23 protein-coding genes are annotated in these 24,704 nt (G+C 74.3%); 22 read left to right on the plus strand and 1 reads right to left on the minus strand.

All coding sequences use genetic code 11. From position 1 onward, the window contains the following. Position 1 precedes the first annotated feature (1 nt). The 22 genes from ACIBTV_RS08380 to ACIBTV_RS08485 all read left to right on the plus strand — a co-directional run bounded on the left by ACIBTV_RS08380 (position 2) and on the right by ACIBTV_RS08485 (position 24,061). Positions 2-2,200: a peptidoglycan D,D-transpeptidase FtsI family protein gene (locus tag ACIBTV_RS08380; RefSeq protein ID WP_396703345.1), complete on the plus strand. Its 2,199-nt coding sequence runs from the start codon at positions 2-4 to the stop codon at positions 2,198-2,200. Between the two features lie 195 nt (positions 2,201-2,395). Continuing rightward, positions 2,396-3,922, plus strand: coding sequence for a UDP-N-acetylmuramoyl-L-alanyl-D-glutamate--2,6-diaminopimelate ligase (locus ACIBTV_RS08385; RefSeq protein ID WP_396703346.1), 1,527 nt, complete (start codon positions 2,396-2,398; stop codon positions 3,920-3,922). Further along, entirely contained in the window at positions 3,919-5,316 is a 1,398-nt protein-coding gene (murF, locus tag ACIBTV_RS08390) for a UDP-N-acetylmuramoyl-tripeptide--D-alanyl-D-alanine ligase (RefSeq protein ID WP_396703347.1), read from the plus strand. The genes ACIBTV_RS08385 and murF overlap by 4 nt, the downstream gene beginning before the upstream one ends. Next, a complete protein-coding gene (gene mraY / locus ACIBTV_RS08395; protein ID WP_396703348.1) occupies positions 5,313-6,437 on the plus strand; it encodes a phospho-N-acetylmuramoyl-pentapeptide-transferase in 1,125 nt (374 codons plus the stop codon). Before murF ends, mraY begins: the two co-directional genes overlap by 4 nt. A 166-nt stretch (positions 6,438-6,603) precedes the next feature. Continuing rightward, complete coding sequence (locus ACIBTV_RS08400) at positions 6,604-8,136, plus strand: FtsW/RodA/SpoVE family cell cycle protein (protein ID WP_396703505.1); 1,533 nt, start codon at positions 6,604-6,606, stop codon at positions 8,134-8,136. Beyond that, positions 8,136-9,242 carry an undecaprenyldiphospho-muramoylpentapeptide beta-N-acetylglucosaminyltransferase gene (murG, locus tag ACIBTV_RS08405; RefSeq protein ID WP_396703349.1) on the plus strand — a complete coding sequence of 369 codons (1,107 nt, stop codon included), beginning with the start codon at positions 8,136-8,138 and terminating at the stop codon, positions 9,240-9,242. The genes ACIBTV_RS08400 and murG overlap by 1 nt, the downstream gene beginning before the upstream one ends. Then, on the plus strand, positions 9,239-10,816 hold the full coding sequence (gene murC / locus ACIBTV_RS08410) for a UDP-N-acetylmuramate--L-alanine ligase (protein WP_396703350.1): 1,578 nt from the start codon (positions 9,239-9,241) through the stop codon (positions 10,814-10,816). The genes murG and murC overlap by 4 nt, the downstream gene beginning before the upstream one ends. After that, entirely contained in the window at positions 10,813-11,628 is an 816-nt protein-coding gene (locus ACIBTV_RS08415; protein WP_396703351.1) for a cell division protein FtsQ/DivIB, read from the plus strand. The genes murC and ACIBTV_RS08415 overlap by 4 nt, the downstream gene beginning before the upstream one ends. A 255-nt stretch (positions 11,629-11,883) precedes the next feature. Further along, a complete protein-coding gene (gene ftsZ, locus ACIBTV_RS08420) occupies positions 11,884-12,999 on the plus strand; it encodes a cell division protein FtsZ (RefSeq protein WP_396703352.1) in 1,116 nt (371 codons plus the stop codon). A gap of 9 nt (positions 13,000-13,008) precedes the next feature. Next, positions 13,009-13,752 (plus strand): YggS family pyridoxal phosphate-dependent enzyme, encoded by a 744-nt coding sequence (locus tag ACIBTV_RS08425; RefSeq protein WP_396703353.1) that lies wholly within the window; start codon positions 13,009-13,011, stop codon positions 13,750-13,752. 189 nt (positions 13,753-13,941) lie between these two features. Then, positions 13,942-14,628 (plus strand): cell division protein SepF, encoded by a 687-nt coding sequence (locus ACIBTV_RS08430; protein WP_396703354.1) that lies wholly within the window; start codon positions 13,942-13,944, stop codon positions 14,626-14,628. Between the two features lie 31 nt (positions 14,629-14,659). Further along, positions 14,660-14,965 (plus strand): YggT family protein, encoded by a 306-nt coding sequence (locus tag ACIBTV_RS08435; protein WP_091596729.1) that lies wholly within the window; start codon positions 14,660-14,662, stop codon positions 14,963-14,965. Between the two features lie 44 nt (positions 14,966-15,009). Next, positions 15,010-15,813: a DivIVA domain-containing protein gene (locus tag ACIBTV_RS08440; protein WP_396703355.1), complete on the plus strand. Its 804-nt coding sequence runs from the start codon at positions 15,010-15,012 to the stop codon at positions 15,811-15,813. A gap of 73 nt (positions 15,814-15,886) precedes the next feature. After that, complete coding sequence (locus ACIBTV_RS08445; RefSeq protein WP_396703356.1) at positions 15,887-16,519, plus strand: hypothetical protein; 633 nt, start codon at positions 15,887-15,889, stop codon at positions 16,517-16,519. A gap of 11 nt (positions 16,520-16,530) precedes the next feature. Next, entirely contained in the window at positions 16,531-16,836 is a 306-nt protein-coding gene (locus tag ACIBTV_RS08450) for a DUF167 domain-containing protein (protein ID WP_396703357.1), read from the plus strand. Between the two features lie 22 nt (positions 16,837-16,858). Then, a complete protein-coding gene (locus ACIBTV_RS08455; RefSeq protein ID WP_396703358.1) occupies positions 16,859-18,358 on the plus strand; it encodes a potassium/proton antiporter in 1,500 nt (499 codons plus the stop codon). A gap of 221 nt (positions 18,359-18,579) precedes the next feature. Continuing rightward, entirely contained in the window at positions 18,580-18,999 is a 420-nt protein-coding gene (locus ACIBTV_RS08460) for a TraR/DksA C4-type zinc finger protein (protein ID WP_088992775.1), read from the plus strand. 61 nt (positions 19,000-19,060) lie between these two features. Further along, positions 19,061-19,678, plus strand: a complete 618-nt coding sequence (gene lspA, locus ACIBTV_RS08465) for a signal peptidase II (protein ID WP_396703359.1) — start codon at positions 19,061-19,063, stop codon at positions 19,676-19,678. Continuing rightward, the gene (locus tag ACIBTV_RS08470; protein ID WP_396703360.1) at positions 19,675-20,619 is read left to right on the plus strand and encodes an RluA family pseudouridine synthase; all 945 of its coding nucleotides are present in this window, start codon (positions 19,675-19,677) and stop codon (positions 20,617-20,619) included. Before lspA ends, ACIBTV_RS08470 begins: the two co-directional genes overlap by 4 nt. Positions 20,620-20,659: 40 nt before the next feature. Next, entirely contained in the window at positions 20,660-21,685 is a 1,026-nt protein-coding gene (locus tag ACIBTV_RS08475) for a hypothetical protein (protein WP_396703361.1), read from the plus strand. Positions 21,686-21,776: 91 nt separating this feature from the next. Continuing rightward, on the plus strand, positions 21,777-23,243 hold the full coding sequence (locus ACIBTV_RS08480) for an AAA family ATPase (RefSeq protein WP_396703362.1): 1,467 nt from the start codon (positions 21,777-21,779) through the stop codon (positions 23,241-23,243). A gap of 56 nt (positions 23,244-23,299) precedes the next feature. Then, positions 23,300-24,061 carry a DUF2567 domain-containing protein gene (locus ACIBTV_RS08485; protein ID WP_396703363.1) on the plus strand — a complete coding sequence of 254 codons (762 nt, stop codon included), beginning with the start codon at positions 23,300-23,302 and terminating at the stop codon, positions 24,059-24,061. On the opposite strand, the gene ACIBTV_RS08490 is transcribed toward ACIBTV_RS08485, so the two are convergent. Further along, on the minus strand, positions 23,976-24,680 hold the full coding sequence (locus ACIBTV_RS08490; protein WP_396703364.1) for an LON peptidase substrate-binding domain-containing protein: 705 nt from the start codon (positions 24,678-24,680) through the stop codon (positions 23,976-23,978). The two genes, ACIBTV_RS08485 and ACIBTV_RS08490, sit on opposite strands and share 86 nt — an antisense overlap. Positions 24,681-24,704 lie beyond the last annotated feature (24 nt).

The following is a 24,704-nucleotide window of genomic DNA, read 5'->3' on the forward strand; positions in this document are numbered from 1 at the left end:
TGTGCCCCCGAGGTCGGAGGATCCGCGCCGGGACGCCGCAGGCTCCCGGCGCGGCTCGTCCCGGGACGGCCGGGGCCGCGACGCCGACCCGCGGACCGGGGAGCCGGGCGTCGGGGGGATCTCCGGCGCCCGGGCGTACACCCCGCGGGGGCGCACCGTCCGCGAGGAGCGGGGCGGGCAGCCCCGGACCGGCGGTGGCACCGAGCAGCGGCGCACCCCGCGCAGCACCCGCTCCGGTGACCCGTTCCGTCCGGCCCTGCAGGTGCTCGACGGCGGGCGCGCCGGCGCCGCCCGCCGCGCCGCACCCGCCGCCAACCGCTCCGGCGTGGTCCGCACCGTCGCGCCGCGCGCCCCGCGTACCCCGGGGGACGAACCGGCCGCGCCCCGGCGCCGCACCGTTCCGCGCACCCCGCGCCGGCCGGACCGCCCGGCGGCCCGGCGACCGTCGCGCAAGCCGCCGCGCCCGCCGAAGCTCGCCGACCCGCGGCTGCGGCTGCGCCTGGGCACGGTGCTCACCCTGGCCATCTTCGTCACCATCGGGATCCGGCTGGTCTTCCTCCAGGCGGTGGACACCCCGGCGTACGCCGGGGGCGGCGTGGCCGACCGGACCCGCACGGTGGACCTGCCGGCACCGCGCGGCGCGATCTACGACCGGACGGGCGCCCTGCTGGCGCACAGCGTCGAGGCCCGGTACGTCTTCGCCGACCCGACCTTGATCGAGGACGCCGCGGCCACCGCGCGCGCCCTCTCGCCGCTGCTGGGCATCCCCGCCTCGAAGCTGACCGAGCAGATGCGCCCGCGCAAGCTGGAGAACGGCAACCCGTCCCGCTTCCAGTACCTCGCCCGAGGCGTGCAGATCGCCACCGCCCGCCAGGTGATGGCGCTGGAGCTGCCCGGCATCGGCGTGCACCGGGACGAGCGCCGCGAGGTGCCCGGTGGCGACCTGGCCGCCAACCTCATCGGCTTCACCAGCCAGGACATGACGGGGCTGGAAGGGCTGGAGGCCCGCTACGACGACGTGCTGCGCGGCGTCGACGGCAAGCGGGTGTACGAGGCCGGCCAGGGCGACCTGGCCGCCCCCATTCCCGGCGGCTACAGCCGGACCACCCCGCCCAAGCCGGGAAGCTCGCTGAAGCTCACCATCGACCGGGACCTGCAGTACATGGTGCAGGTGATCCTGAGCCGGCGGATGGCGGCGGTCCACGGCGGCACCGCCGCGGCCGTCGTCATGGAGGTCGGCAGCGGCGAGGTGCTGGCGCAGGCCAGCCACCCGACGTACGACGCGGCGAAGCCGATCCCCAGCGACCCGGTGGCCCGGGAGGACGTCGCGACCAGCTTCGTGGTCGAACCCGGCTCGGTGCACAAGGCGATCACCTTCGGCGCGGCGCTCCAGGAGGGGGTGATCACCCCGGAGACCACCCTGCCCATCGCCAACAGCATCACGAGGGGGGACACCCCGTTCTCCGACACCCACCCGGCCAACGGCAAGCGGATGAGCGTGCCGGGGATGCTCGCGTACTCCTCGAACGTCGGCACCATCACGGTCGCCGACAAGCTGGGCCCGGAGCGCCTGATCGACTACCAGCGCCGGTTCGGGCTCGGCCAGCCGACCGGGGAGGGGATGCCGGGCGAGGCCGGCGGCCGGCTGCTGCCCGTCGAGGAGTGGAGCGACTCGTCGTACGGGTCGGTGCCCATCGGGCACAGCGTCGACGCGACGCCGCTGCAGATGGCCGCCGCGTACGCCGCCATCGCCAACGACGGGACGTACGTCCAGCCGCGCCTGATCAAGGAGGTCGTCGGTCCGGACGGCACGAAGACGCCGGCGGAGGCACCGGTCACCCGGCCGGTGCTGAGCCCCCAGAACGCCGCCGCGCTGCGGACCATGCTGGAGGCCGTCACCACCGTCGACGACGCCACCGGCACCCTGGCCGCCGTGCCGGGCTTCCGGGTGGCCGGGAAGACCGGCACCGGCTGGCGGCTGGTCGACGGGAAGAAGCAGCGCGGTGAGGTCTCCTCGTTCATCGGCATGGCGCCGGCCGAGAAGCCGCGCTACGTGATCGCGGTCTTCGTGTACGACCCCGACAGCGGCGGCGCCCGCGTCGCGTCCCCGGGCTTCAGCGAGATGATGAGTTACACGCTGCGTCACTTCCGGGTCGCCCCGACGGGCACCCCGTCGCCCACCTTCCGTGTCTTCCCCTGACAGCGCGGAGGTCGGCGCCGCCCCGCGATCGCGTACGGCTCGCGGGGCGGCTCGTCGCGCCCGGCGCCCTCGACGGGTCTGACCAGCGGTGTCCCGGTCGATGCGCCCCGCGGGGCGAACCGCAAGCGTCTCCGGCGACGGACATTCAGGCGCGCCGTGCGGCCGACGCCGGGCGACCGGGTAGGGTCTGACGCCGTGCCCGGCAATCCTCGTCCCCGTACCGAGATCGCCACGCGGCTCGGCGACCTCGCCGCCCGGCTCGCCGTCGAGCCCCCGGCCGACGCCGCCGACGTCATCGTGACCGGCGTCACCCATGCCAGCCAGGAGGTCCGCCCCGGCGACCTGTACGCCGCGCTGCCCGGCGCCCGTCGGCACGGCGCGGAGTTCGCCGCCGGCGCGGCCGAGGCCGGCGCGGTGGCCGCCCTGACCGACGCGGCGGGCGCGCCCCTGGTGGCCGCCGCCGGCCTGCCGGCGATCGTCGTCGACGATCCCCGCGCGGTGCTCGGCGTGCTCGCCTCCGCCGTGTACGGCGACCCGACCGCCGACCTGACCCTGATCGGGGTGACCGGCACCGCCGGGAAGACCTCCACCGCCTACCTGGTCGAGTCCGGGCTGCGCGCCGCCGGGCACACCACCGGGCTGATCGGCACCGTGGAGACCCGCCTGGGTGACCTCGTCATCGACAGCGTCCGCACCACGCCGGAGGCGACCGACCTGCACGCGATGCTCGCCGCCGCGCGCGAGCGTGGGGTCACCGCGGTGGTGATGGAGGTGTCCAGCCACGCCCTGGCGATGGGTCGGGTCGGCGGGGTCCGGTTCACCGTCGGCGGCTACACCAACTTCGGCTCGGACCATCTCGACTTCCACGCGGACTCGGCGGACTACTTCGCCGCCAAGGCGCTGCTCTTCGACGGGCGCTGCGGGGTGGAGGTGCTCAACCACGACGACCCGGCGCTGCGCCCGCTGTTCAAGCCGGCCACGGTCAGCTACTCGGCGGCCGGCGACCCGGCCGCCACCTGGTGGGCCGACGAGATCGGTGGGGAGGGCTACGCCCAGCGGTTCACCGTGCACGGCCCGGACGGGCTCACCGTGCCGGCGGGCGTCGCCCTGCCCGGCCGGCACAACGTGGCCAACGCGCTGCTGGCCATCGCCACGCTGGTGGCCGTCGGCATCGACCCGGCCACCGCCGTCGCCGGGGTGGCCGCGTGCGGCGGCGTACCCGGCCGGCTGGAACTGGTCACCCCCGCGGACGCCCCGGTGCGCGGCGTGGTCGACTACGCGCACAAGCCGGACGCGATCGTGGCCGCGCTGGCCGCGCTGCGCGAACTCAGCACCGGCCGGCTGATCTGCGTGATCGGCGCGGGCGGTGACCGGGACCGGGGGAAGCGGCCGGTGATGGGCGCCGCCGCCGCGGAGGGAGCCGACGTGGTGCTGGTGACCGACGACAATCCGCGTACGGAGGACCCGGCGACGATCCGCGCCGAGGTGCTGGCCGGCGCGCGGCAGGCCGACGCGGCGGCCCGGATCGTGGAGGTGGCCGGCCGGCGGGCGGCGATCGACGAGGCGGTCCGGCTCGCCGAGCCCGGCGACGTCATCGCGGTGCTCGGCAAGGGCCACGAGCGGGGTCAGGAGGTCGCCGGCGAGGTGTTCCCCTTCGACGACCACACCGAGCTGGCGGACGCGCTGCGCGCCCGCTTCGGCGACCTGGCGGGTCACCGGTGATCCCGCTGACGCTGGCCGAGGTGGCCACCGCGGTCGACGGGCGGCTCGTCGGCGCCGACCCGGACGCCCGGGTCACCGGCACGGTCGAGTTCGACTCCCGGGCCGTGACCGCCGGGGGCCTCTTCGTGGCCTTCCCCGGCGAGAAGGTCGACGGGCACGACTACGCCGCCGGGGCCGTCGAGGCCGGCGCGGTGGCCGTGCTCGGCACCCGGGAGGTGCCCGGCGTGCCGATGGTGCTCGTCGACGACGCCCGGGCCGCGATGGGGCGGCTCGCCCGCGCGGTGGTCGACCGGCTGCCCGAGCTCACCGTGATCGGGTTGACCGGCTCGTCCGGCAAGACCACCACCAAGGACCTGATCGCCCAGCTCACCGCGCGGCTCGGCGCCACGGTCGCGCCGCCCGGGTCGTTCAACAACGAGCTCGGGCACCCGTACACGGCGCTGAAGGCCGACCGGGAGACCCGGTACCTGGTGATGGAGAAGGGCGCCCGGGGCATCGGACACATCCGCTACCTCTGCGAGCTGGTGCCGCCCCGGATCTCCGTGGTGCTCAACGTCGGGACCTCGCACATCGGCGAGTTCGGCTCGCGGGAGAACATCGCCCTCGCCAAGGGCGAGCTGGTCGAGGCGCTGCCGGCCGACGGCCTGGCGGTGCTGAACGCCGACGACCCCTTGGTGTCCGCGATGGCGAGCCGCACCAGCGCCCGGGTGGTCAGCTACGGCGAGGCGCCGGACGCGCAGGTGCGCGCCGCGGACGTCGACCTGGACGACCGGGGGCGGCCGTCGTACACGCTGGTCACCCCGGAGGGGACGGCGGCGGTGCGGCTCGGGTTGACCGGGCGGCACCAGGTCTCGAACACGCTCGCGGCGGCGGCGGTGGCCCGGGAGCTGGGCATGCCGCTCGCCGAGATCGCGGTCGCGCTGGGCGAGCTGGGGCTGGTCTCCACCCGCCGGATGGACGTCTTCGAGCGTCCCGACGGGGTGACCGTGATCGACGACTCGTACAACGCCAACCCGGGCTCGATGGCGGTCGCGCTGAAGGCGCTGGCCAGCCTGGGCCGGGGGCGGCGTACCGTCGCGGTGCTCGGCTACATGGCGGAGTTGGGGCCGTTCGAGCGCGACGGACACGCCGAGGTCGGCCAACTGGCGGCCGAGCTGGGTGTCGACCGGCTGCTCGTGGTGGGCGAGCCGGCCGCGCCGATCCACGACGGCGCGACAGCGGTAGGTGACTGGGGAGGAGAATCGGTGCTGCTCACCGATCAGGCGGCGGCCGTCGAGGTGCTGCGGAGCGAGCTACGACCGGGCGATGTCGTCCTGGTCAAGGGCTCCCGGTACCGCACGTGGGAGGTGGCCGACGCCCTGCGCGCGACCACCGACGGGGAGGCGGGCCGGTGAGGGCCGTCATCGTCGCCGTCGGGGTGGCGTTCCTGATCTCGCTCTTCTGCACCCCGATCGCGATCAAGGTGTTCACGCGCCTGAAGGCCGGTCAGCCGATCCGGGCCGAGGGCCCGGCGATGCACCAGGGCAAGAAGGGCACGCCGACGATGGGCGGCGTGGTGTTCATCCTCGCCACGGTCATCGCGTACGTCGCCGGCCACCTGGCCCTGACCACGCTGCCGGACCAGCAGATCGCCCAGGTCGAGCCGACGATCACGGCGCTGGTGCTGCTGGGGCTGATGGTGTTCTCCGGCGCGGTCGGCTTCCTCGACGACTTCCTCAAGGTGCGCAAGCGCAACAGCGCCGGGCTCAACAAGCGCGGCAAGCTGCTGGGGCAGATCCTCGTCGGCGCCGTCTTCGGCGTCGTCGCGCTCTACTTCCCGAGCACGATGACCGACGCGGCCGGCAAGGTGACCAACACCGAGACGGTCGGCAGCACGACGCTGAGCTTCATCCGGGACATCCCGGCGCTGGACGTCACCAAGATCGGCGCGGTCATCATCTTCATTTTCGTGGTGATGGCGGCGACCAACGGGGTGAACCTCACCGACGGTCTCGACGGTCTGGCCACCGGCGCGTCGGTGATGGTCCTCGCCGCGTACGCGCTGATCGCGTTCTGGCAGTACCGGCACTGGTGCGCGGACCCGAACTACAAGCAGGCGTACTGCTACACGGTGCGGGATCCGTTGGAGATCGCGTTGATCGCCGGTGCGGCGGCGGGCGCCTGTGTCGGCTTCCTCTGGTGGAACACCTCACCGGCGCGGATCTTCATGGGGGACACCGGCGCGCTCGGCCTGGGCGGCCTGATCGCCGGCATGGCGATGTCGACCCGGACCATCCTGCTGCTCCCGATCATCGGCGGTCTGTTCGTGATCATCACGATGTCCGTGGTGATCCAGATCATCTCGTTCCGGACCACCGGCAAGCGGGTCTTCCGCATGTCTCCGTTGCAGCACCACTTCGAACTGGCGGGGTGGAGCGAGGTCAACATCGTGGTCCGGTTCTGGATCATCGCCGGGATCGGTGTGGCGATCGCGCTGGGCCTCTTCTACAGCGAGTTCCTCGCCAACATGACCTGATCGGCCCCGGCCGCCGCCCTCGTGCGCGGACCGCCCCGGGTAGTCACCAACGGGGCGGTTCGCGGGCGAGGGGCGGCGACACGCCGAGGGAGCGGTTGCGGGGGTGGGCGAGCCGCACACCGGCGATGATGTCGGGGTGGGGGAGGCACCAGGAACCGACGGCACGATGCAGGCCCGGCCCCGACGGACGCCGGGCGGTGGGCGTACGACCGAGACGACCGCGCCGCCCCGCGGCCCGGACGACCCGGCGCCGCCGACGGCGCTGCGCGGCCTCGACGCCGCGGGCGGGCTCGCGGCGCTGCGCGGCCTGCTGGACCGCCCGCTCACCTCCTACTACCTGCTGCTGTCGAGTGCCGGCCTGCTGCTGGTGATCGGCCTGACCATGGTCTTCTCCGCCACCAGCGTGAAGGACTACGCGGAGGGCGGGAACGCGTCGGCCTCGCTGGCCAAGCAGGCCATCTTCGCGGTGATCGGCGTGGTCGCCTTCTGGGCCTGCCAGCGGCTGCCCGCGACGACCTACCGGTCGCTGGGCCGGCCGCTGCTGCTCATCGCGGTCGGGCTGCTGCTCGTGCTCAACCTGCTGGTCGCCTGGGCCCGGCTGGCCGGTGCGGAGTCGGCTCGGATCGGCCCGATCGAGGCCTACCTGAACTGGCTCTACATCGGCGGCATCCAGCTGCAACCCGCCGAGCTGGCCAAGTTCGCGCTGGTGCTGTGGGGCGCGCACGTGATCGCCCGCAAGGGCGCCGCGCTGGGGTGGTGGCGGGAGTTGGCCACCCCCCTCTTCCCGGTGGTCGGCCTGCTCTTCGTGCTGGTCGGCTTCAACGACCTGGGCACCATGATCTGTCTGCTGGCGCTGCTGATCGGTCTGCTCTGGGCGGCCGGGGTGCGGATGCGCGTCTTCGGCGCGCTCTCGGTCGCCGGGCTGGTCGGCATCGGCCTGCTCGTCGCGGTCGCCTCGCTCGGCGCCGGCTCCGGCGAGCAGGGCGCGGAGAACTACCGGCTGGCCCGACTCACCAACTTCCTCAACCCGCCGCCGCCCGACGAGTGCGGAGACCCGTGCTGGCAGATCTACCAGGGGCGGCTCGCCATCGAGCACGGCGGCTGGTTCGGCGTCGGCCTCGGCAAGAGCAGCCTCAAGTGGAACTGGCTGCCGGAGGCGCACAACGACTTCATCTTCGCGATCGTCGCCGAGGAGCTCGGCGTGGTCGGCTGCGCCGTGGTGCTCAGCCTCTTCGCGGTGCTCGCCTACACCGGGCTGCGGATCGCCCGCCGGGTCGACGACCCGTTCCGCCGGCTCGCCGCCGCCGCGGTGACCACCTGGCTGGTCGGCCAGGCCGTGATCAACGTCGGCGGCGTGGTCGGCCTGCTGCCGCTGACCGGCGTCCCGCTCCCGTTCATCTCCGACGGCGGATCCGCCCTGGTCGTCATCCTCGCCGCGGTCGGCATGCTGGCATCCTTCGCCCGCGCCGAACCCGATGCGGCCAGAGCCCTGCATGCCCGTCCGCCGGCCCGGTGGGTCCGACTACTCTGGGCCCCGTTGCCGCCGCTTCCCGGACGGCGTCGCCGACCGGCGCCGCCCCCGGTTGCCCGAGGGCCCGTGCCCCGGTCGCGGGAGCGGCGGAAGGACGAGCAGGCCGTACCCCGCGGCGTCCGGCAGACCCGGGCTCGCGGCGGGGCGGCGAACGAGAGGAGACGCTGATGGGTCCGCTGCGTTCGGTGGTGCTCGCGGGAGGTGGCACCGGGGGGCACGTCTACCCGTTGCTCGCCTTCGCCGACTGCCTGCGCCGACACGACCCCGGCGTCCGGATCACCTGCCTGGGCACACCTCGGGGGATGGAGAACGAGCTGATCCCGCCGCAGGGCTACGACCTGCGGACGATCCCCGCCTACCAGCTGCCCCGCTCGATCAACATGAACCTGGTCCGCACGCCGGGCCGGATGTGGACCGCGGCCCGGGCCGCGGGCAAGGTGATCGACGAGGTGCGGGCCGACGCGGTGGTCGGCTTCGGCGGGTACGTCTCCGTGCCGGCCTACCTCGCCGCGTGGCGCCGCGAGCTGCCCATGGTGATCCACGAGGTGAACGTGCCCCCGGGTGTGGCGAACCGGCTGGGCATGAAGTTCACCAAGAACGTCGCGGTCGGCTTCCCGCACCAGCCGGTGCAGGCCGAGTCGCTGCGCGACGCCCGGGTGGTCGGCGTGCCGCTGCGCCGCAGCATCGCCGGGCTCGACCGGGTCGCGCTGCGCAACACCGCCCGGGCCCACTTCGGGCTCCGCCCGGACCTGCCGGTGCTCTTCGTCGCCGGCGGCTCGTCCGGCGCCCGCACGATCAACCTCGCCGTCGCAGGAGCGGCCAAGGAGTTGGCTCGCAACGGCGTGCAGGTGCTGCACGTGATGGGCGCCCGCAACGAGCCGGTGCCGATCCCCACCGACCTGCCGGTGCCGTACGTGACCCTGCCCTACCTGTCCGAGATGGAGCTGGGCTACGCGGCCGCCGACCTGATGCTCGCCCGGGGCGGCGCGATGACCGTCGCCGAGGTGGCGGCGATCGGCCTGCCCACGATCTTCGTGCCCTACCCGCACAGCAACCAGGAGCAGAAGCGCAACGCGCTGCCCGTGGTGGAGGCCGGCGGCGGGCTGCTCGTCGACGACTCCGAGATGACCCCGGCCTGGCTGGAGCGGACGGTGATCCCGCTGATCCGCGACCCCCACCGGCTCCACGCGATGGGCGCGGCCGCGTCGGCGTACGGGCGGCGCGACGGCGACGTGGCGCTGCTGAACTTCGTCTACGAGGCGGTGGCCCGATGACCGCGCAGTTCACCCCGGCCGGCACGCTCACGGCCGAGGATCTCGGCACGATCCACCTCATCGGCGTCGGCGGCGTCGGCATGAGCGGGCTCGCCCGGCTCTTCCTCACCCGGGGCCTGCCGGTGTCCGGCAGCGAGCTGCGCGAGTGGCCGTCGCTGGCCGGGCTGCGCGCGCTGGGCGGCACGATCCACATGAGCCACGAGGCGACGAACCTCGACGGCGTGGACACTGTCGTCTACTCGTCGGCCATCCCGCAGGACCACCTGGAGATGCAGGAGGCGCGCCGTCGGGGGCTGCGGGTCCTGCACCGCTCCGAGGCGCTCGCCGCCGCGATGACCGGCCGCCGGACGGTGGCGGTCGCGGGCACCCACGGCAAGACCACCACCACCTCGATGGTGACCATGGTGCTCCAGCAGGCGGGGACGGACCCGTCGTTCGTGATCGGTGGGGAGATCTCCGAGGTCGGCTCCGGCGCGCACCACGGCACCGGGGAGTACTTCGTGGTGGAGGCGGACGAGAGCGACCGGTCCTTCCTCATCTACCGCCCGTACGTCTCGATCATCACGAACATCGAGGCGGACCACCTGAACACCTACGGCGACCTGGCCAACCTGGAGGCCACCTTCGCCGAGTTCGCCCGGCTCACCGACCCGGACGGGTTCATCATCACGTGCGCCGACGACCCGGGTGGGCGGCGGCTGGCCGAGACGCTGCGCGCCGAGGGGCGGCGCGTCCACACGTACGGCGAGGCGCCCGACGCCGACCTGCGACTGTCCGAGATGGCGTCGTCGGCGCAGGGCGTGCGCTACCTGGCCGCGATCGACGGCCGGTCGCTGGGCGAGTTCCGGCTGCCGGTGCCGGGCCGCCACATGGGGCTCAACAGCGCGTCGTCGGTGCTCGCCGCGTACCTGCTCGGGCTGCCGCTGGAGGCGGCGGAGGCCGCGCTGGCCGCGTTCCCGGGCGTGCGGCGGCGGTTCGAGCGCAAGGGCGTCGCGGACGACGTGCTGGTCTACGACGAGTACGCCTACCACCCCACCTCGATGACCCTGGCGCTGCAGACGTTGCGCGAGGTGGCCGGTGACGGCCGGCTGATCGTGGTGTTCCAGCCCTACCGGCTCTACCGCACCCGTGACCTCCAGGCGGAGATCGCCGAGGCGCTGGCCATCGCCGACGAGTTGGTGCTGCTGGAGGTCTTCGGCCCCGGCGAGCTCCGTCAGCCGGGTGAGGGGTCGGCGGCGTTGATCGAAGCGGTGTCGCTGCCGGCCGAGAGCAAGGTCTTCGTCGACTCCTGGGAGGCGGCGCCGGCCGAGGTGGCCCGGCGGGCCCGCCCCGGCGACGTGGTGGTCACCATGGGCGCCCCGCCGATCTCCCTGATGGGGGACCAGCTGCTCGACGCTCTGCTCGCCCGGGCGGACGGCGTCTCCGCCGACGGCGTGACCACCCCGGGTGGGGTGTCCGGCGGCAGCGCGGCCATCGGCGGCACGGTGCCCGGCGCCCCGCCGGGGAGCGGCACCGCGGCCGGCGCGTCCGCCGTCGGTGGCGCCCCGGACGGCGCGGCGCCCGCCGTCGGATGAGCCCCGGTCCCGCCCGCGGCCGGACCAGCGGCGCCGAGGCGTCCGGCCGGCGTGGCCCGGTCCGTCGCTGGCAGTTGGTCCGGGCGGGCAGCGACGCCGTGCCGGCCTCGACCCGACGGTTCATGCGCCGCGCCCGGCAGCGCCGCATGCGCGCCGCGCTGCCGTGGGCGGTGGCGGCGGGTGTGCTCGCCCTGGCCGGGCTGGTCGCCTGGCTGGTTCTCGGCACCGGCCTGTTCGGGGTCCGCGAGGTGCGGGTCGAGGGGGCCGACCTGGTCGACCCGGTGCAGGTGCGTGACGCGGCCGCGGTGCCGGACGGGGTGCCGCTGGCCCGGGTGGACCTCGCGCAGACCGCCCGCCGGGTGGGCGAGCTGGCGCCGGTGGAGCGGGCGACGGTCCGCCGTGACTGGCCGGACGCCCTGGTCGTCCGGGTGGTGGAGCGGACCGCGGTCGCGGTGGTGCCGCAGGGGCAGCGGTTCGCGGTGATCGACGGCACCGGCACGGTCTTCCGTGACCTGGAACGGCGGCCGGACGGCCTGCCGCTGGTCCGGGTGGCCCGGCCGGGGGCGGACGATCCGGGCACCCGGGCGGCGGTGGAGGTGCTCGGCGCGCTCACCCCGGAGTTGCGGGCGGTGCTGGTCGACGTGACCGTCGAGAGTCTCGCCGGGATCCGGCTGCGCCTCGACGACGACCGGACCGTCGTGTGGGGTGACGCCTCGCGGGGGACCGACAAGGCCCGGGTGGCGACGGCGCTGCTCGCGCAGCGGGCGGAGAAGATCGACGTCAGCGCGCCGGACGTGGTCACCTTCCGGTGATCCGGGGTCCGCGGGGCCGTCGGTGGCGTGAACCGACCCGCTCCGGGCGGCGACACGCCGGGCGGGTCCTTGGATCGTGGGGCGGGGGCGCTTACGTTGCCCCGAAGAGGATCAGTGGTTGACATAACTGTAACCCTCTAGTAGAGGGTGAGGGTTCGTCCCTGACCTTCGAGGGAACTGCCGACGTCGACCGCTGTCCTGGCCAAGCCGTGTGGGGCCGGCCCATGCCAATCTCGAGGGGGAAAGGACCTTCAGATGACACCTCCGCACAACTACCTGGCGGTCATCAAGGTCGTCGGAATCGGTGGCGGCGGCGTGAACGCCGTCAACCGGATGATCGAGGTTGGGCTCAAGGGCGTCGAGTTCATCGCGATCAACACCGACGCGCAGGCGCTGCTGATGAGCGACGCCGACGTGAAGCTCGACGTCGGCCGGGAGCTGACCCGGGGTCTGGGGGCGGGCGCCAACCCGGATGTCGGCAAGAACGCCGCCGAGGACCACCGCGACGAGATCGAGGAGGTGCTCAAGGGCGCCGACATGGTCTTCGTGACCTGTGGTGAGGGTGGCGGTACCGGCACCGGCGGCGCGCCCGTGGTGGCGAACATCGCCCGCAAGCTGGGTGCGCTGACCATCGGTGTGGTGACCCGGCCGTTCTCGTTCGAGGGCAAGCGCCGGCAGGTGCAGGCCGAGTCCGGCATCGACGAGCTGCGTAACCAGTGCGACACGCTGATCGTGATCCCGAACGACCGGCTGCTCGCGCTCGGCGACCGCAACATCAGCATGATGGACGCGTTCCGCACCGCCGACCAGGTGCTTCTCTCCGGTGTCCAGGGCATCACCGACCTGATCACCACGCCGGGTCTGATCAACCTGGACTTCGCCGACGTCAAGAGCGTGATGAGCGGCGCCGGCAGCGCGCTCATGGGCATCGGCAGCGCCCGTGGCGAGAACCGCGCGGTGGAGGCCGCCGAGGCGGCCATCTCCAGCCCGCTGCTGGAGCAGAGCATGGACGGCGCGCGTGGCGTGCTGCTCTCCATCGCCGGTGGCTCCGACCTCGGTCTCTTCGAGATCAACGACGCGGCGCAGCTGGTCACCGACGCGGCCCACCCGGACGCCAACATCATCTTCGGTGCGGTCATCGACGACGCGCTCGGCGACGAGGTGCGGGTCACGGTGATCGCGGCGGGCTTCGACGGCGGCGCGCCGGCCTACAAGGCGGCGGAGCCTGCGCGGAAGACCAACCAGAACCAGCCCGCGCCGCAGACGCCGCCGGTCACGCCGCCGGCCACCCTGCCGGCGCCGCAGCAGTCGCCCCGACGGGTGCTCTTCGACGACGTCGACGTCCCCGACTTCCTCAAGAACGGGTCCTGAACACCGCCCATGACGGACAGCTCGACGACGGTACGGCCGGACCGCCGCGCCGAGATCGCGGCCGGCCTGGCCCGCGTCCGTGCCCGGATCGCGGACGCGTGTGCCGCCGCCGGGCGCGACCGCGCCGAGGTCACGATGATCGCGGTGACCAAGACCTACCCCGCCTCCGACGTGCTGGCGTTGGCCGGCCTGGGGGTCACCGACATGGGGGAGAACCGCGACCAGGAGGCCGCCGGCAAGGCGGCCGAGGTGGCGGCGGCCGGGGTGGTGCCGCGCTGGCACTTCATCGGCCGGCTGCAGCGCAACAAGGCGCGGTCGGTGGTCCGCTACGCCGACGTGGTGCAGTCGGTGGACAGCGTCCGGCTGGCCCGGGCGCTGGGTGCCGCGGCCGACGGCCGGGACCGACCGGTGTCGGCGCTGGTGCAGGTGAGCATCGACGGCGATCCGGCCCGGGGCGGGGCGGTGCCCGGCTCGTCCGATCCGGACACCGGGCTGGACGCGGTCGCCGAGGCGGTGGCGGGGGCGCCGGCACTGCGCCTGGCGGGTCTCATGGCGGTGGCGCCACTGGAGTGGGAGCCGGAGCGGGCCTTCGCCCGGCTGGCCGAGGTGGCCGCGGCGTTCCGGGCGGTCCATCCCGGAGCGACCGCGCTCTCGGCGGGTATGAGCGGGGACCTGGAAATCGCGATCGGGTACGGCGCGACACATGTCCGCGTCGGCAGCGCGTTGCTCGGAATGCGCCCCACGCTGCGGTAGCCTGACCGCGAAAGAAGCAAATTACATCAGTGTTGTTTCGGGAACGGCGTTCGTTGTCCGGGGGTCGTGGCGCGCGACGCGAATCGCGCGCCGGCGGATTGCCGTTCCGGTCCGGTGGGCAGATGTCCACTCGCGACAGGCGACACGGCACGGGGGCGTGTGCCGCACGGCGGACGGAAGGGCGCGGGGATGGGTGCACTGCGCAAGGCGGGGGTCTGGCTCGGTCTGGTCGAAGAGGACGACGAGCGGGCCTACGACGACGGTGGCTACGAGAAGGGTGGCTACCGCGAGTCGCGCTACCGGCAGAGCCGGTACGCCGAGGAGTTCGCCGACGAGGACGAGGACGACGCGGAGGAGCCGCCGGCGCCGCGTCCCCGCGTCGGGGAGCGCGGCCGGCTCTCCGAGCGGTCGAGCGCGCGGGCGTCCGAGGCCGCCGAGGCGGAGCGCCCGGAGCGGGTCGAGCGGTCCAGCGTCCGGTCGATCACCCGGTCGACGGGGGAGCCGTCCGGCGCGCTGACCTACCACACGCGGGACAACCTGGCCCTGGCGCCGCAGGCGCAGCCGCGGGAGCGGGCGGTGGCCGCCGACGAGGAGCAGCGCTACCAGATCACGACGCTGCACCCGACCACCTACCGTGAGGCGCGCACCATCGGCGAGCACTTCCGCGACGGGGTGCCGGTGATCATCAACCTCACCGAGATGGACGAGGCGGACGCCCGCCGCCTGGTGGACTTCGCCGCCGGGCTGGCCTTCGGGCTGCGCGGTACGATCGAGCGCGTGACCAATCGGGTGTTCCTGCTCTCACCGGCCAACGTCCAGGTCACCGCGGAGGACAAGGCCAAGATCGCTGAGGGCGGCTTTTTCAGTCTGAGTTGACCTCCGCCCGACCCGAGGGACGTCGCCTGCCGTGTTGTCGATCGTGCTGCAAGTCTTGTACCTCGTCCTCTATGTCTTCCTGCTCCTTCTTTTGTCCCGATTCGTCCTCAGCGCCGTCCTCCAGTACGGCCGTCGATGGCAACCGGGTCGTGGGGCATCGGCGGGACTGGAATCCGTGTGGAGCGTCACTGATCCCCCTCTCAGCGCGTTGAGGCGTGTGATCCCTCCGCTGCGAATTGGTACCGTGAGCATCGACCTGGCCTCCCTTGTGCTCCTGGTTATCCTGTTCGTGCTGATGGAGTTCGTGTTAGAGCCGTCGATCATCAGGACCGCCTGATGACGGACGCGCTATCGCGGCCGCAACTGACCCGAGGAGTTTCGATGCCGCTGACCCCGGCCGACGTCCACAACGTCGCCTTCAAAAAGCCGCCGATCGGCAAGCGGGGGTATGACGAGGAGGAGGTCGACGCCTTCCTGGACGAGGTCGAGCGCGAGCTCGCCCGTCTGATCGAGGAGAACAACGAGCTGCGCGCCCAGGTGGAGCGCGGCGGCCGTGGCGCCGCCCCCGCGGGCCCCGGCGGCGACGCCCGCCTCGCGGCGGAGCTCAACGACGTCAAGGCTCAGCTCGACCGGGTGCAGCGCGACAAGGCCGCGGCCGAGCAGGCCGCGCGCGCGATGCAGGTCGAGCTGGAGCAGGTCCGCGCGGCCGGTGGCCCCGCCGGCGCCGCCGCCGACGGCGAGCAGCAGGCCCTGCGGGTGCTGATGATGGCCCAGCGGACGGCGGACGACCACGTCTCCGACGCCCGTCGCGAGGCCGACCAGCTGCTCTCCGAGGCCCGTTCGAAGGCCGAGGAGGTCACCCGCGAGGCGCGGGCGAAGGCCGACGCGCTGGAGCGGGACGCCCGCCAGCGGCACCAGGAGGCCATGGGTGGCCTGGACGCCAAGCGCACCGCGCTGCAGAAGCACATCGAGGAGCTCAAGCAGTTCGAGCGCGAGTACCGCACCCGCCTCAAGGCCTACCTGGAGAGCCAGCTGCGTGACCTCGACGGCCGTGGCCAGGGCCTGGAGGCCGAGATGACCCGCTCCGAGGGCGGCCGGGTCGCAGGCGGTAACGGTCTCGCCGCCGCCGGTCTCGCCGGCTCCTACGGTGGCGGTCGCTCCGGCGCTCTCGAGGCCGGTCGCTGATCTCCGGTCGGCGGCCGTCGGGAGTGACGGTCGCCGACCGCGTCTGGACGGTTCGACGCGGCGGGGGTGAGTCGTGATAGTCGCGAGTCTCCTTCTCATCCTCGTCGCGGTGGTGCTGCTGGTGTTTGGCCTGGCCGGTGGCTCCAGCCTGATGTTGATCATCTCGATCGCGGCCAGCCTGCTGGCCGCCGTCGCGTTGGTGGTGGGCGCCCGCCAGGCGGCCGCCGACCGGGCGGCGGCGGGTCCGGGTCGGCCCGGGCCGCGCGAACCGCAGGTGATCCGGCCGGGCGCTGACGCCGGTGCCGGGGTCGCCTACGGGCCGCCGTTGGCCGAGCCGGAGATCCCCGTCCAGCACGTTCCCCCGACGTTCGGCACCGGTGACCCCGGGTGGCGGCAACCACCCGAGGCGCCGGCCGACGACGAGCCGTCGCCGTACGCGGCGCCGGCCGACGAGACCGCCGGGGTGTACGACGACGAGCCGGACGCCCAACCGGTCACCCTCGCCGAGGCGGCGCTGGTCGCCCGGCTGCCCGACGAGGTGCGGGTGGTCGACGGACGCCCCCGCTACCACCTCGCCGACTGCGCCCACCTCGTCGGTCGGGCCCACGAGCCGGTGCCGGTGGCCGAGGCGGTCGAGCTGGGCTTCACGCCGTGCGCCCACTGCGCGCCGGCCACGGCCCTCCTCGCCGACTCCCGCCCGAGCTGAGCGGGCTCGGCGTGTCCGCGGACGAGACGCTCACCGTGGCGGTCCGGGTGAAGCCGGGCGCCTCCCGGGCCCGGGTCGGCGGCCGCTTCGACGGGCCGCACGGGCCCGCCCTGGTGATCGCGGTGAACGCGCCCGCCGTCGACGGGCGGGCCACCGAGGCGGCTCGCCGGGCACTGGCGGGCGCGCTCGGCGTCCGCCCCGCCGCGGTGTCGCTGCGGACCGGCGCGGCCAGCCGCGACAAGCTCTTCCTCGTCGAGCGGCCCGACCCCGGGCTGCCCGCCGTGCTGCGCCGACTGCGCGACGGCTCCGGCGAGTGAGGAACGTCCGGGCCGGGCGACCGTGACGCCGGGGCTCGACGTCGGCCTCCTGCTGGGCGCGGCCGTGCTGCTGGTGGCGGTCGGCGCGGTCCGGCTCTCCACCCGACTCGGTGTGCCCAGCCTTTTGGTCTATCTGGCTCTCGGCGTCGCGATCGGCGAGGGCGGGCTGGGCATCCGCTTCGACGACGTCGAGCTGACCCGCGCGCTGGGTTTCTGCGCGCTGATCGTCATCATCGCCGAGGGCGGGTTGACCGCCCGGTGGAGCCTGCTGCGCCCGGTGCTCGGGCTCGCCGCGGCGCTCTCCACCGTCGGCGTGGTGGTCAGCATCGTGGTGGTCGGGGTCGCCGTCCATCTGCTGCTGGGTCTGGACTGGCGGCTGGCGCTGCTGTACGGGGCGGTGCTCTCCTCCACCGACGCGGCGGCGGTCTTCGCCACGCTCCGGCGGCTGCGCCTGCCGCCCCGGCTGGTGGCCACCCTGGAGGCCGAGTCGGGGATGAACGACGCCCCGGTGGTGCTCCTCGTCGTGCTGCTCTCCCGCCCCGGCGGCGGGCATCCGTGGTGGTACGAGGTCGGCCTGGTCGCGTACGAGCTGGGGGTCGGCGCCGCGGTGGGGGTGGCGGCCGGGGTCGGCGGCCGATGGGCGCTGCGGCGGGCCGCGCTGCCGTCCGCGGGGCTCTATCCGATCGCCGCGGTCGGCATCACCGTGCTGGCCTACGCGGCCGGCGCGGTGCTGCACGCCTCCGGGTTCCTCGCCGTCTACGTCGCCGGGGTGCTGCTCGGCAACGCCCGGCTGCCGCACCGGCAGGCCATCCTCGGCTTCGCCGACGGCCTGGCCTGGCTGGCGCAGATCGGTCTGTTCGTGCTGCTGGGGCTGCTGGTCTCGCCGGGCCGGCTGGACGCGGCGGTGCTCCCGGCGGTGGTCACCGGTCTGGCCCTGTTGCTGGCCGCCCGGCCGCTGTCGGTGGCGGTCTCCGCGCTGCCGTTCGGGCTCGGGCCACGGGACCAGGCGTTCCTGTCCTGGGCCGGCCTCCGGGGTGCGGTGCCGATCGTGCTGGCCACGATCCCGCTCTCCGAGCGGGTGCCGGGCGCGGAGCGGCTCTTCGACGTGGTCTTCGTCCTCGTCGTGATCTTCACCGTGCTCCAGGCGGGCACGCTGGCGCCGGTCGCCCGCCGGCTGCGGGTCACCGCGCCGGCGGAGGTGAGCGAGATCCAGGTGGAGATCGCGCCGCTGGAACGGATGCGGGCGGACCTGCTCCAGGTGGAGGTGCCGCCCGGCTCGCGGATCGCCGGGGTGCACGTCGACGAGTTGCGGCTGCCGCTGGGCGCTTCGGTGACGCTGGTGCTGCGCGACGGGGTGGGTTTCGTGCCGGGCCCGGACACCCGGTTGAAGACCGGCGACAGCCTGTTGATCGTGGCCACCGGAGGCGTGCGGGACGAGACCGAGCGCCGACTGCGGGCGGTCAGCCGGCGCGGTCGGCTGGCCCGGTGGTTTGGCGAGTACGGCGATGATCGCGATGCCTGATCTGCTAGCGTTCCTTTTGTCCCAGTTAGATGGGACTCTGGGCTGAATAGCGGTGCGTCGGTGCGGCACGTTGTCGGACGCCTGTACGTTCCGTATTCTTGCCAACCTCCGGAGTGCGCGGCCGATGTCGCCGTGCGCCCCTTTTCGTACGGGGACGCCCTGCCGGCGTCCCCTGTCCAGGCGCCGCGGCCCGCCGCGGTTCCCCGGCCGAGGGAGCGACGATGGCGAAGCCAGCCGAGACCAGGACCGCCGGCCGCAAGCCGGTGGCCAAGGCCACCCGCAGCGCGGCCGAGACCGAGAAGATCCGGGCGGCGCTGGCGGCGCGGCGGGACGAGCTCCGCGCCGAGTACGATCAGACGCTGAGCGAGATCACCGAGCTTCAGCGCGACCGGCTGACCGACTCGGCCGGGGACGACCAGGCCGACACCGGCACCAAGACGTTCGAGCGGGAGCAGGAGATCTCTCTCGCCAACAGCATCCTGGAACGGATCACGCAGGTCGAGCGGGCACTGGAACGGCTCGACGAGGGTGGCTACGGCTGGTGCGAGCGGTGCGGCAACCCCATCCCGGTGGAGCGGCTGGCCGCCTTCCCGTCGGCCACCCTCTGCGTGACCTGCAAGCAGCTGGAGGAGCGGCGCTGAGGTCCGCTCCCCGGCGGCGATCAAGAGGGTGAGCGATCACCGCCGAGTCGATGGGGAGCAGATGAGCGCAGCACCGACCGCCGGATCCGGCCGCACCGAACAGGGTGACCGCAGACCCCGGCCCCGTGCCGTCGCGATCCTCGCCGGCACCGCGGTGGTCGCCCTCGTCGCCGACGCGGTCACCAAGCACCTCGCGCTGGAGGCCCTGACCGACCGCGAGCCCGTCCGGCTCCTCGGCGGTGCGATCTATCTCAACCTCGTCCGCAACAGCGGCGCGGCCTGGAGCATCGGTTCCGACTACACCTGGGTCTTCCCGCTGATCACCATCGGCGTGATCGGCTGGATCCTGTGGATGGCGCTGCGACTGCGGTCCCTGCCGTGGGCCGTCTCCCTCGGCCTGGTGCTCGGCGGGGCGCTGGGCAACCTGGCGGACCGGATCTTCCGGGCGCCCGCCCCGTTCCACGGCCACGTGGTCGACATGATCAGTGTCTTCGGGCCGTTCGGCGAGTACTTCCCGGTGTTCAACCTGGCCGACAGCTCACTGGTCTGCGGCGTGATCCTCGCCCTGCTGCTGGAGCTGACCGGCCGGCAACGCGACGGCGGGCGGGTCGGCCGCGACGGCCGCCCGCTGCAGGACCCGGCGGACGGGTCCGCCGCCGAGCAGCGGGAGCGCGCGTGACCTCCGCGTTCGCCACCGGTCGTGACCGGCGCACCCTGCCCGTGCCCGACGGCCTCGACGGCATGCGGCTCGACCAGGCCGTCTCCCGGCTCTTCGGGCTCTCCCGCACCGCCGCCGCGGCGCTGGTCGACGCCGGGGACGCCCTCGTCGACGGCGTCGTGCGCGCCAACTCGCACAAGGTCCGGGCCGGCTCCTGGCTGGACGTCACCCTGCCCGCGCCGGTCGCGCCGCCGACCGTCGTACCGCAGGCCGTGCCCGGCCTGCGGGTGGTCTACGCCGACGACGACATCGTGGTGGTGGACAAGCCGGTGGGCGTCGCCGCCCACCCCAGCCCCGGCTGGACCGGCCCGACCGTGATCGGCGCGCTCGCCGCCATCGGCCACCGGATCTCGACCAGCGGCGCCGCCGAGCGGCAGGGCGTGGTGCACCGCCTCGACGTCGGCACCACCGGGATCATGGTGGTGGCCAAGAGCGAGCAGGCGTACACGGCGCTCAAGCGGGCGTTCAAGTACCGCGAGGTGGAGAAGCGCTACCACGCCGTGGTGCAGGGCCACCTCGACCCGCTCAGCGGCACCGTCGACGCCCCGATCGACCGGCACCCGACCCACGATTACCGCTGGGCGGTGGTCTCCGGCGGCAAGCCCAGCATCACCCACTACGACACCCTGGAGGCCTTCCCGGCCGCCAGCCTCGTCGACGTACGGCTGGAGACCGGCCGCACCCACCAGATCCGGGTGCACTTCTCCACGCTGCGCCACCCGTGTGTGGGCGACCTCACCTACGGCGCGGATCCCACCCTGTCGGCCCGCCTCAAGCTGGACCGACAGTGGCTGCACGCCCGCGAGTTGAGCTTTTTGCACCCCCGAACGGGGGACGAGGTCCGCTTCGTCAGCGACTACCCTGACGACCTGGAACGCGCGCTCGGGATCCTCCGCGACTGAGCGGCGACCGTCCCACACCGACGACGAGGGGATCTCGCTCGTGCGCGCCGGCGACCTGCTGCGCCAGCTGGACCAGCGGCTGCTGCCGCCCCTGACCCGGGCGGTGGCGCGCCTCGCCGACGGCTCGGCGCGGCCCCGGCTGCTCAGCTCCACGGCGCTGCTGTCGGTGGCCGCGGTGCTGCTCACCGCCGTCTGGGCCACCAGCCGGGACCGTTCCGTCGGGGATCCGACCGTCGGCGAGGTGACGCGGGTCGGGGTGGTCGACGGCGACTCGGTCCCCGGCTACCTGCGGGCCGCGGCCGCGGACCTGGCCGCCCTGCCGCCGGCCGAGCCGCCCGGCGGCACGTACGCGCTGGTCTCCCTGGACACCTACCTGCCGCCGCAGCGCCTCGCGGCGGTGCTCGGCGACGTCTCCGTCTCGGCGGTCTTCGGGCGGGTACCGCTGCCCGGCCGGCAGACCGAGATCGTCCGGATCCCGGCGCTGCGCGTGCCCGACGACGTGACGGCCGGCATGGCCGGGTTGGCCGCCCGTAAGGACCGGGAGGCCGCCGACTACCGCGCGCGCGCCGCCGCGGCGGTGGACGACCGCGACCTGCGCCAGGTGTACGCCAGCAACGCGGAGGTGGCCGCCGCGGAGGCCGAGGCCTACCGCTCCGGCTGCGCCTGCGTCTACGCGGCGGTGGTGCGGGCCGAGCCGACGAGGCTGCGTGCGGTGGCCGCCCGTGGGGCGGTCCGCGCCGTGGACCCGGCCCCCGAGGTGCGCCGGCTGGACCGCACGGTCTTCACTCCGCCGCTGCCCGAGCAGCGTGACGTCGTCCGGCCGCCGGCCGACACGGCCCTGCCGGAGCCGGCCCCGAGCCGGTCGAAGGGCACGCCGTCGCCGCCCGCGCCCGCGCCGGTGCCGACGACGGGCGCTCCGTCGGCGCCCGTGCCGGCCGCGCCGGCGCCCACCGCCGTGTCGGTGCCGCCGAGCCCGCCGCCCCCACCGCCGCCGTCGCCGTCGTCGCCGGCCGTGACCTCGGAGGACGCGCCTGCTAAGGGTGCGGTCGAGTCCACGGCGTCGTGATCGGTACCAGGGATGTCAGCGGGCCGGAGTGGTCCGAATAGGGTTTCCTTCGTAGCCTGTAGGAGATCGATCGCGCTGGGGAGGGCGAGCCGTGGAGGGCAGCGAGACCGGCTGGGGTCGGCCGGCCGAACCGGCACCGCGATGGCGGGCGCTGCTCGACCGGGCGCGTCACCGCGGTTCCGAGCCGCCCGAGCCCGAGCGGCGCGTCGAGGATCCCCTGCCGCCGCCCGAGCCTCTGGCGCGGCCCGACCCCATGCCCCTGCCCCGGCGGGCCGCCCCCCACGGCTACGCCGGGCGGGCGCAGCCCGTCCCCCAGCCGGCCGAGCCGCCCTACGGGGCGGATCGTGGCTACCGGGCCGAGGCGACCTATCGGGTCGACCCGGCCTACCGGGCGGAGCCGACCTACCGTCCCGAGCAGACCTACCGGCCGGAGTCGGGCTACCGGCCCGAGCCGGCGTATCCAGCCGAGCCGGCGTATCCGGCCGAGCCGGGCCACCGGGTGCCCGAGCCGCGTCGACCCGAGCCGGCCGAGTCGCGCTACGCCCTGCTGGAGACCGGCTACCGGCCCGACCCGCCGCAGGCGGAGTCCCGCTACGCGTTGCTGGAGACCGGCTACCGGCCGGAGACCGGCTACCCGACACCCACCGCGCCGACACCCCCGGCCCTCCCGCCGTCGCCTCCGCCGCCGGCCGCCGACCGGGGCTACGCGGCGCGGGTCGAGTGGCGCCCGCAGGCGCCCGCGCCCGACCCCGAGGTGGAGCGGGCCACCGCGGTGCTGCGTCGCGAGCTGGGCGGCTCCCGTGTGCTCGCCTTCGCCAACCCCAAGGGTGGCGTGCACAAGACCACGGCCACCGTGCTCGCGGCGGCGACGGTGGGCAGCGTCCGCGGGCGAGGGGTGCTCGCCTGGGACGACAACGAGCTGCGGGGCACGCTCGGTCTGCGGGCCGGCAGCGCGCGCCACGCCCGGACCATCCGGCACCTGATCTCCGACCTGGCCCACATCGAGATCCTCGAGGGTGCCACCCTGACCGACCACCTCGACGACTACCTGCGGCACGCGTCCGACAACTCGTACGACGTGCTGGCCGGTGAGGAGAGCCCCCGGTTCGCCCAGCGACTCGACCAGTTCACCGTCAAGCGGGTGCTGGAGCTGCTGCGCCGCACCCACGAGGTGGTCTGCGTCGACACCGGCAACAACGTGGAGAGCGCCAACTGGCGGACGGTGATGCAGGCCGCCGACCAGTTGGTGGTCACCACCGTCCCCCGGGAGGACGCGGCGTTCAGCGCCGACTGGATGCTCGACCTGTTGCACGAGGTCGGCATGGGCGAGCTGGCCGACAACGCGGTCACGTTGATCTCCTGCCCGACGCCGGGCCGGTCCACCCTCCAGGACGACCTGGAGCGGCACTTCGCCACCCGCACCCGCGCCGTCGCCGTGGTCCCGTACGACCCGGCGCTGGAGACCGGGTCGTCGATCGAATACCACCAGCTCCAGCCGGAGACCCGGCAGGCCTGGCTGCGGGCGGCCGCGGTCATGCTGGAACCGTTCGCCCGGTGAGGGGGTGTGGGGCCACCGCCGCCCCCGCCCGTCCGGGCGCCTGAGAGGATCATCCGGTGAGCCCGGACACCCCCGACCGTGAGCGGTCCGCCGCCGAGCCCGGCGAGCGCGACCGCACCACCCCGACCGGCCCCGGTGCCGCCCCGGCCGATCCGCCGTCCGACGCGACGGCGGCTGCCGGGTCGGGTCGGCGCGGCGTCCTGGCCGCGCTCGGCGGGGGGCTGGTGCTGACCGTCCTCGGAGTGCCGTTCGGCCTGCTCTGGGCGGCCGTCGCCCCGGAGACCCCGGTGATCAAGGCGCCCGACGGGGCGCTCTACGCACAGCCGCAGCCGGAGCAGCCGATCGCGGCGGATGGCTGGTTCAGCCTGTTCGGGTTCGGGTTCGGCGTGCTCGCCGCGCTCGCGCTGTGGATCGTGCTGCGTCGCTGGCGGGGGCCGGTCGGGCTGGTCACCGCCGTGCTCGGTGCCCTCGCCGCCGGCGTCGTGGCCTGGCAGGTGGGGCGGCGCATCGGGCTGGGCACCTTCGAACGACTGCTCGCGACCGCCCCCGACGGGCAGCCGTTCGCCAAGCCGGCCGACCTGCGGGCCGGCGAGCTGAGCGGAGTGCTCGACGTGGTGCCCGTGCCGCAGCTGCTGCTGCCCGCGTTCGGCGCCGCCATCATGTACACCCTGCTCGCCGGCTGGTCCCGGTGGCCGTCGCTGCGCCCGGAGCCCGAGCCCGACCTCGCGGGGCTCAGTTGGGCGTCGGCGGCGACGCCAGCTCCGTCAGCGGCACCGGAACCGCCCGCACCTGGCGCAGCAGAGCCGCCTCGCGGTTGAGCAGGCGCAGCTCGGCGCGGAGCCGGGCCGCGGTGTCGTCGATCGCGAGCAGCCGCTGCCGGTCGTCGACCGTCAGCGCCGCCGTCGCGGCGACCAGGTGGGACAGCACCGTCGGGTCCTCCGGCAGCTGCTCGGACAGCTCCTGCGGATCGGCCCGGATCAGCCCGAGGTACTGCCGGAACACCGAGATCACCCGCGCCGCCAACAGGTCGGCGACCTCGTCCGCCCCGCCGGGCTCGGGCAGCCACTCCACCTCGGCGGTCAGGTAGGGCGCGGACCGCTCGTCCACGTCGGCGATGCGGAACCGCCGCCTACCCACGGTCACGATGTCGAAGCCGCCGTCGTCGAGCTCGGTCACCTGGCGCAGCTCGGCCGTGCAGCCCACGTCGTGCAGCGTCACGTCGCCGCCGGCCGCGGTCGGCCGGCCACCGGGCCCGGTGGCCGCCACCTCCCACCCCGTCTGGATGGCGACGACGCCGAACTCGCGCGGGCTGCCCTCGGGCAGCCCGACCAGGTGCCGGACCAGGGCCCGGTAGCGCTCCTCGAATATGTGCAGCGGCAGCACCAACCCGGGGAAGAGCACCGTTCCGAGCGGAAACACCGGCAGCCGCGCAGTCACGCCGTCGAGCCTAGCCGGATCCGC

The sequence above is a fragment of the Micromonospora sp. NPDC049366 genome (assembly GCF_044466625.1).
Taxonomy (GTDB): Bacteria; Actinomycetota; Actinomycetes; order Mycobacteriales; family Micromonosporaceae; genus Micromonospora.

Coding starts and splice junctions, on each gene's coding strand:
- ACIBTV_RS08400 (WP_396703505.1), top strand. CDS start 6,604: ATGCAGGCCCGGCCCCGACGGACGCCGGGCGGTGGGCGTACGACCGAG.
- murG (WP_396703349.1), top strand. CDS start 8,136: ATGGGTCCGCTGCGTTCGGTGGTGCTCGCGGGAGGTGGCACCGGGGGG.
- murC (WP_396703350.1), top strand. CDS start 9,239: ATGACCGCGCAGTTCACCCCGGCCGGCACGCTCACGGCCGAGGATCTC.
- ACIBTV_RS08415 (WP_396703351.1), top strand. CDS start 10,813: ATGAGCCCCGGTCCCGCCCGCGGCCGGACCAGCGGCGCCGAGGCGTCC.
- ftsZ (WP_396703352.1), top strand. CDS start 11,884: ATGACACCTCCGCACAACTACCTGGCGGTCATCAAGGTCGTCGGAATC.
- ACIBTV_RS08425 (WP_396703353.1), top strand. CDS start 13,009: ATGACGGACAGCTCGACGACGGTACGGCCGGACCGCCGCGCCGAGATC.
- ACIBTV_RS08430 (WP_396703354.1), top strand. CDS start 13,942: ATGGGTGCACTGCGCAAGGCGGGGGTCTGGCTCGGTCTGGTCGAAGAG.
- ACIBTV_RS08440 (WP_396703355.1), top strand. CDS start 15,010: ATGCCGCTGACCCCGGCCGACGTCCACAACGTCGCCTTCAAAAAGCCG.
- ACIBTV_RS08460 (WP_088992775.1), top strand. CDS start 18,580: ATGGCGAAGCCAGCCGAGACCAGGACCGCCGGCCGCAAGCCGGTGGCC.
- lspA (WP_396703359.1), top strand. CDS start 19,061: ATGAGCGCAGCACCGACCGCCGGATCCGGCCGCACCGAACAGGGTGAC.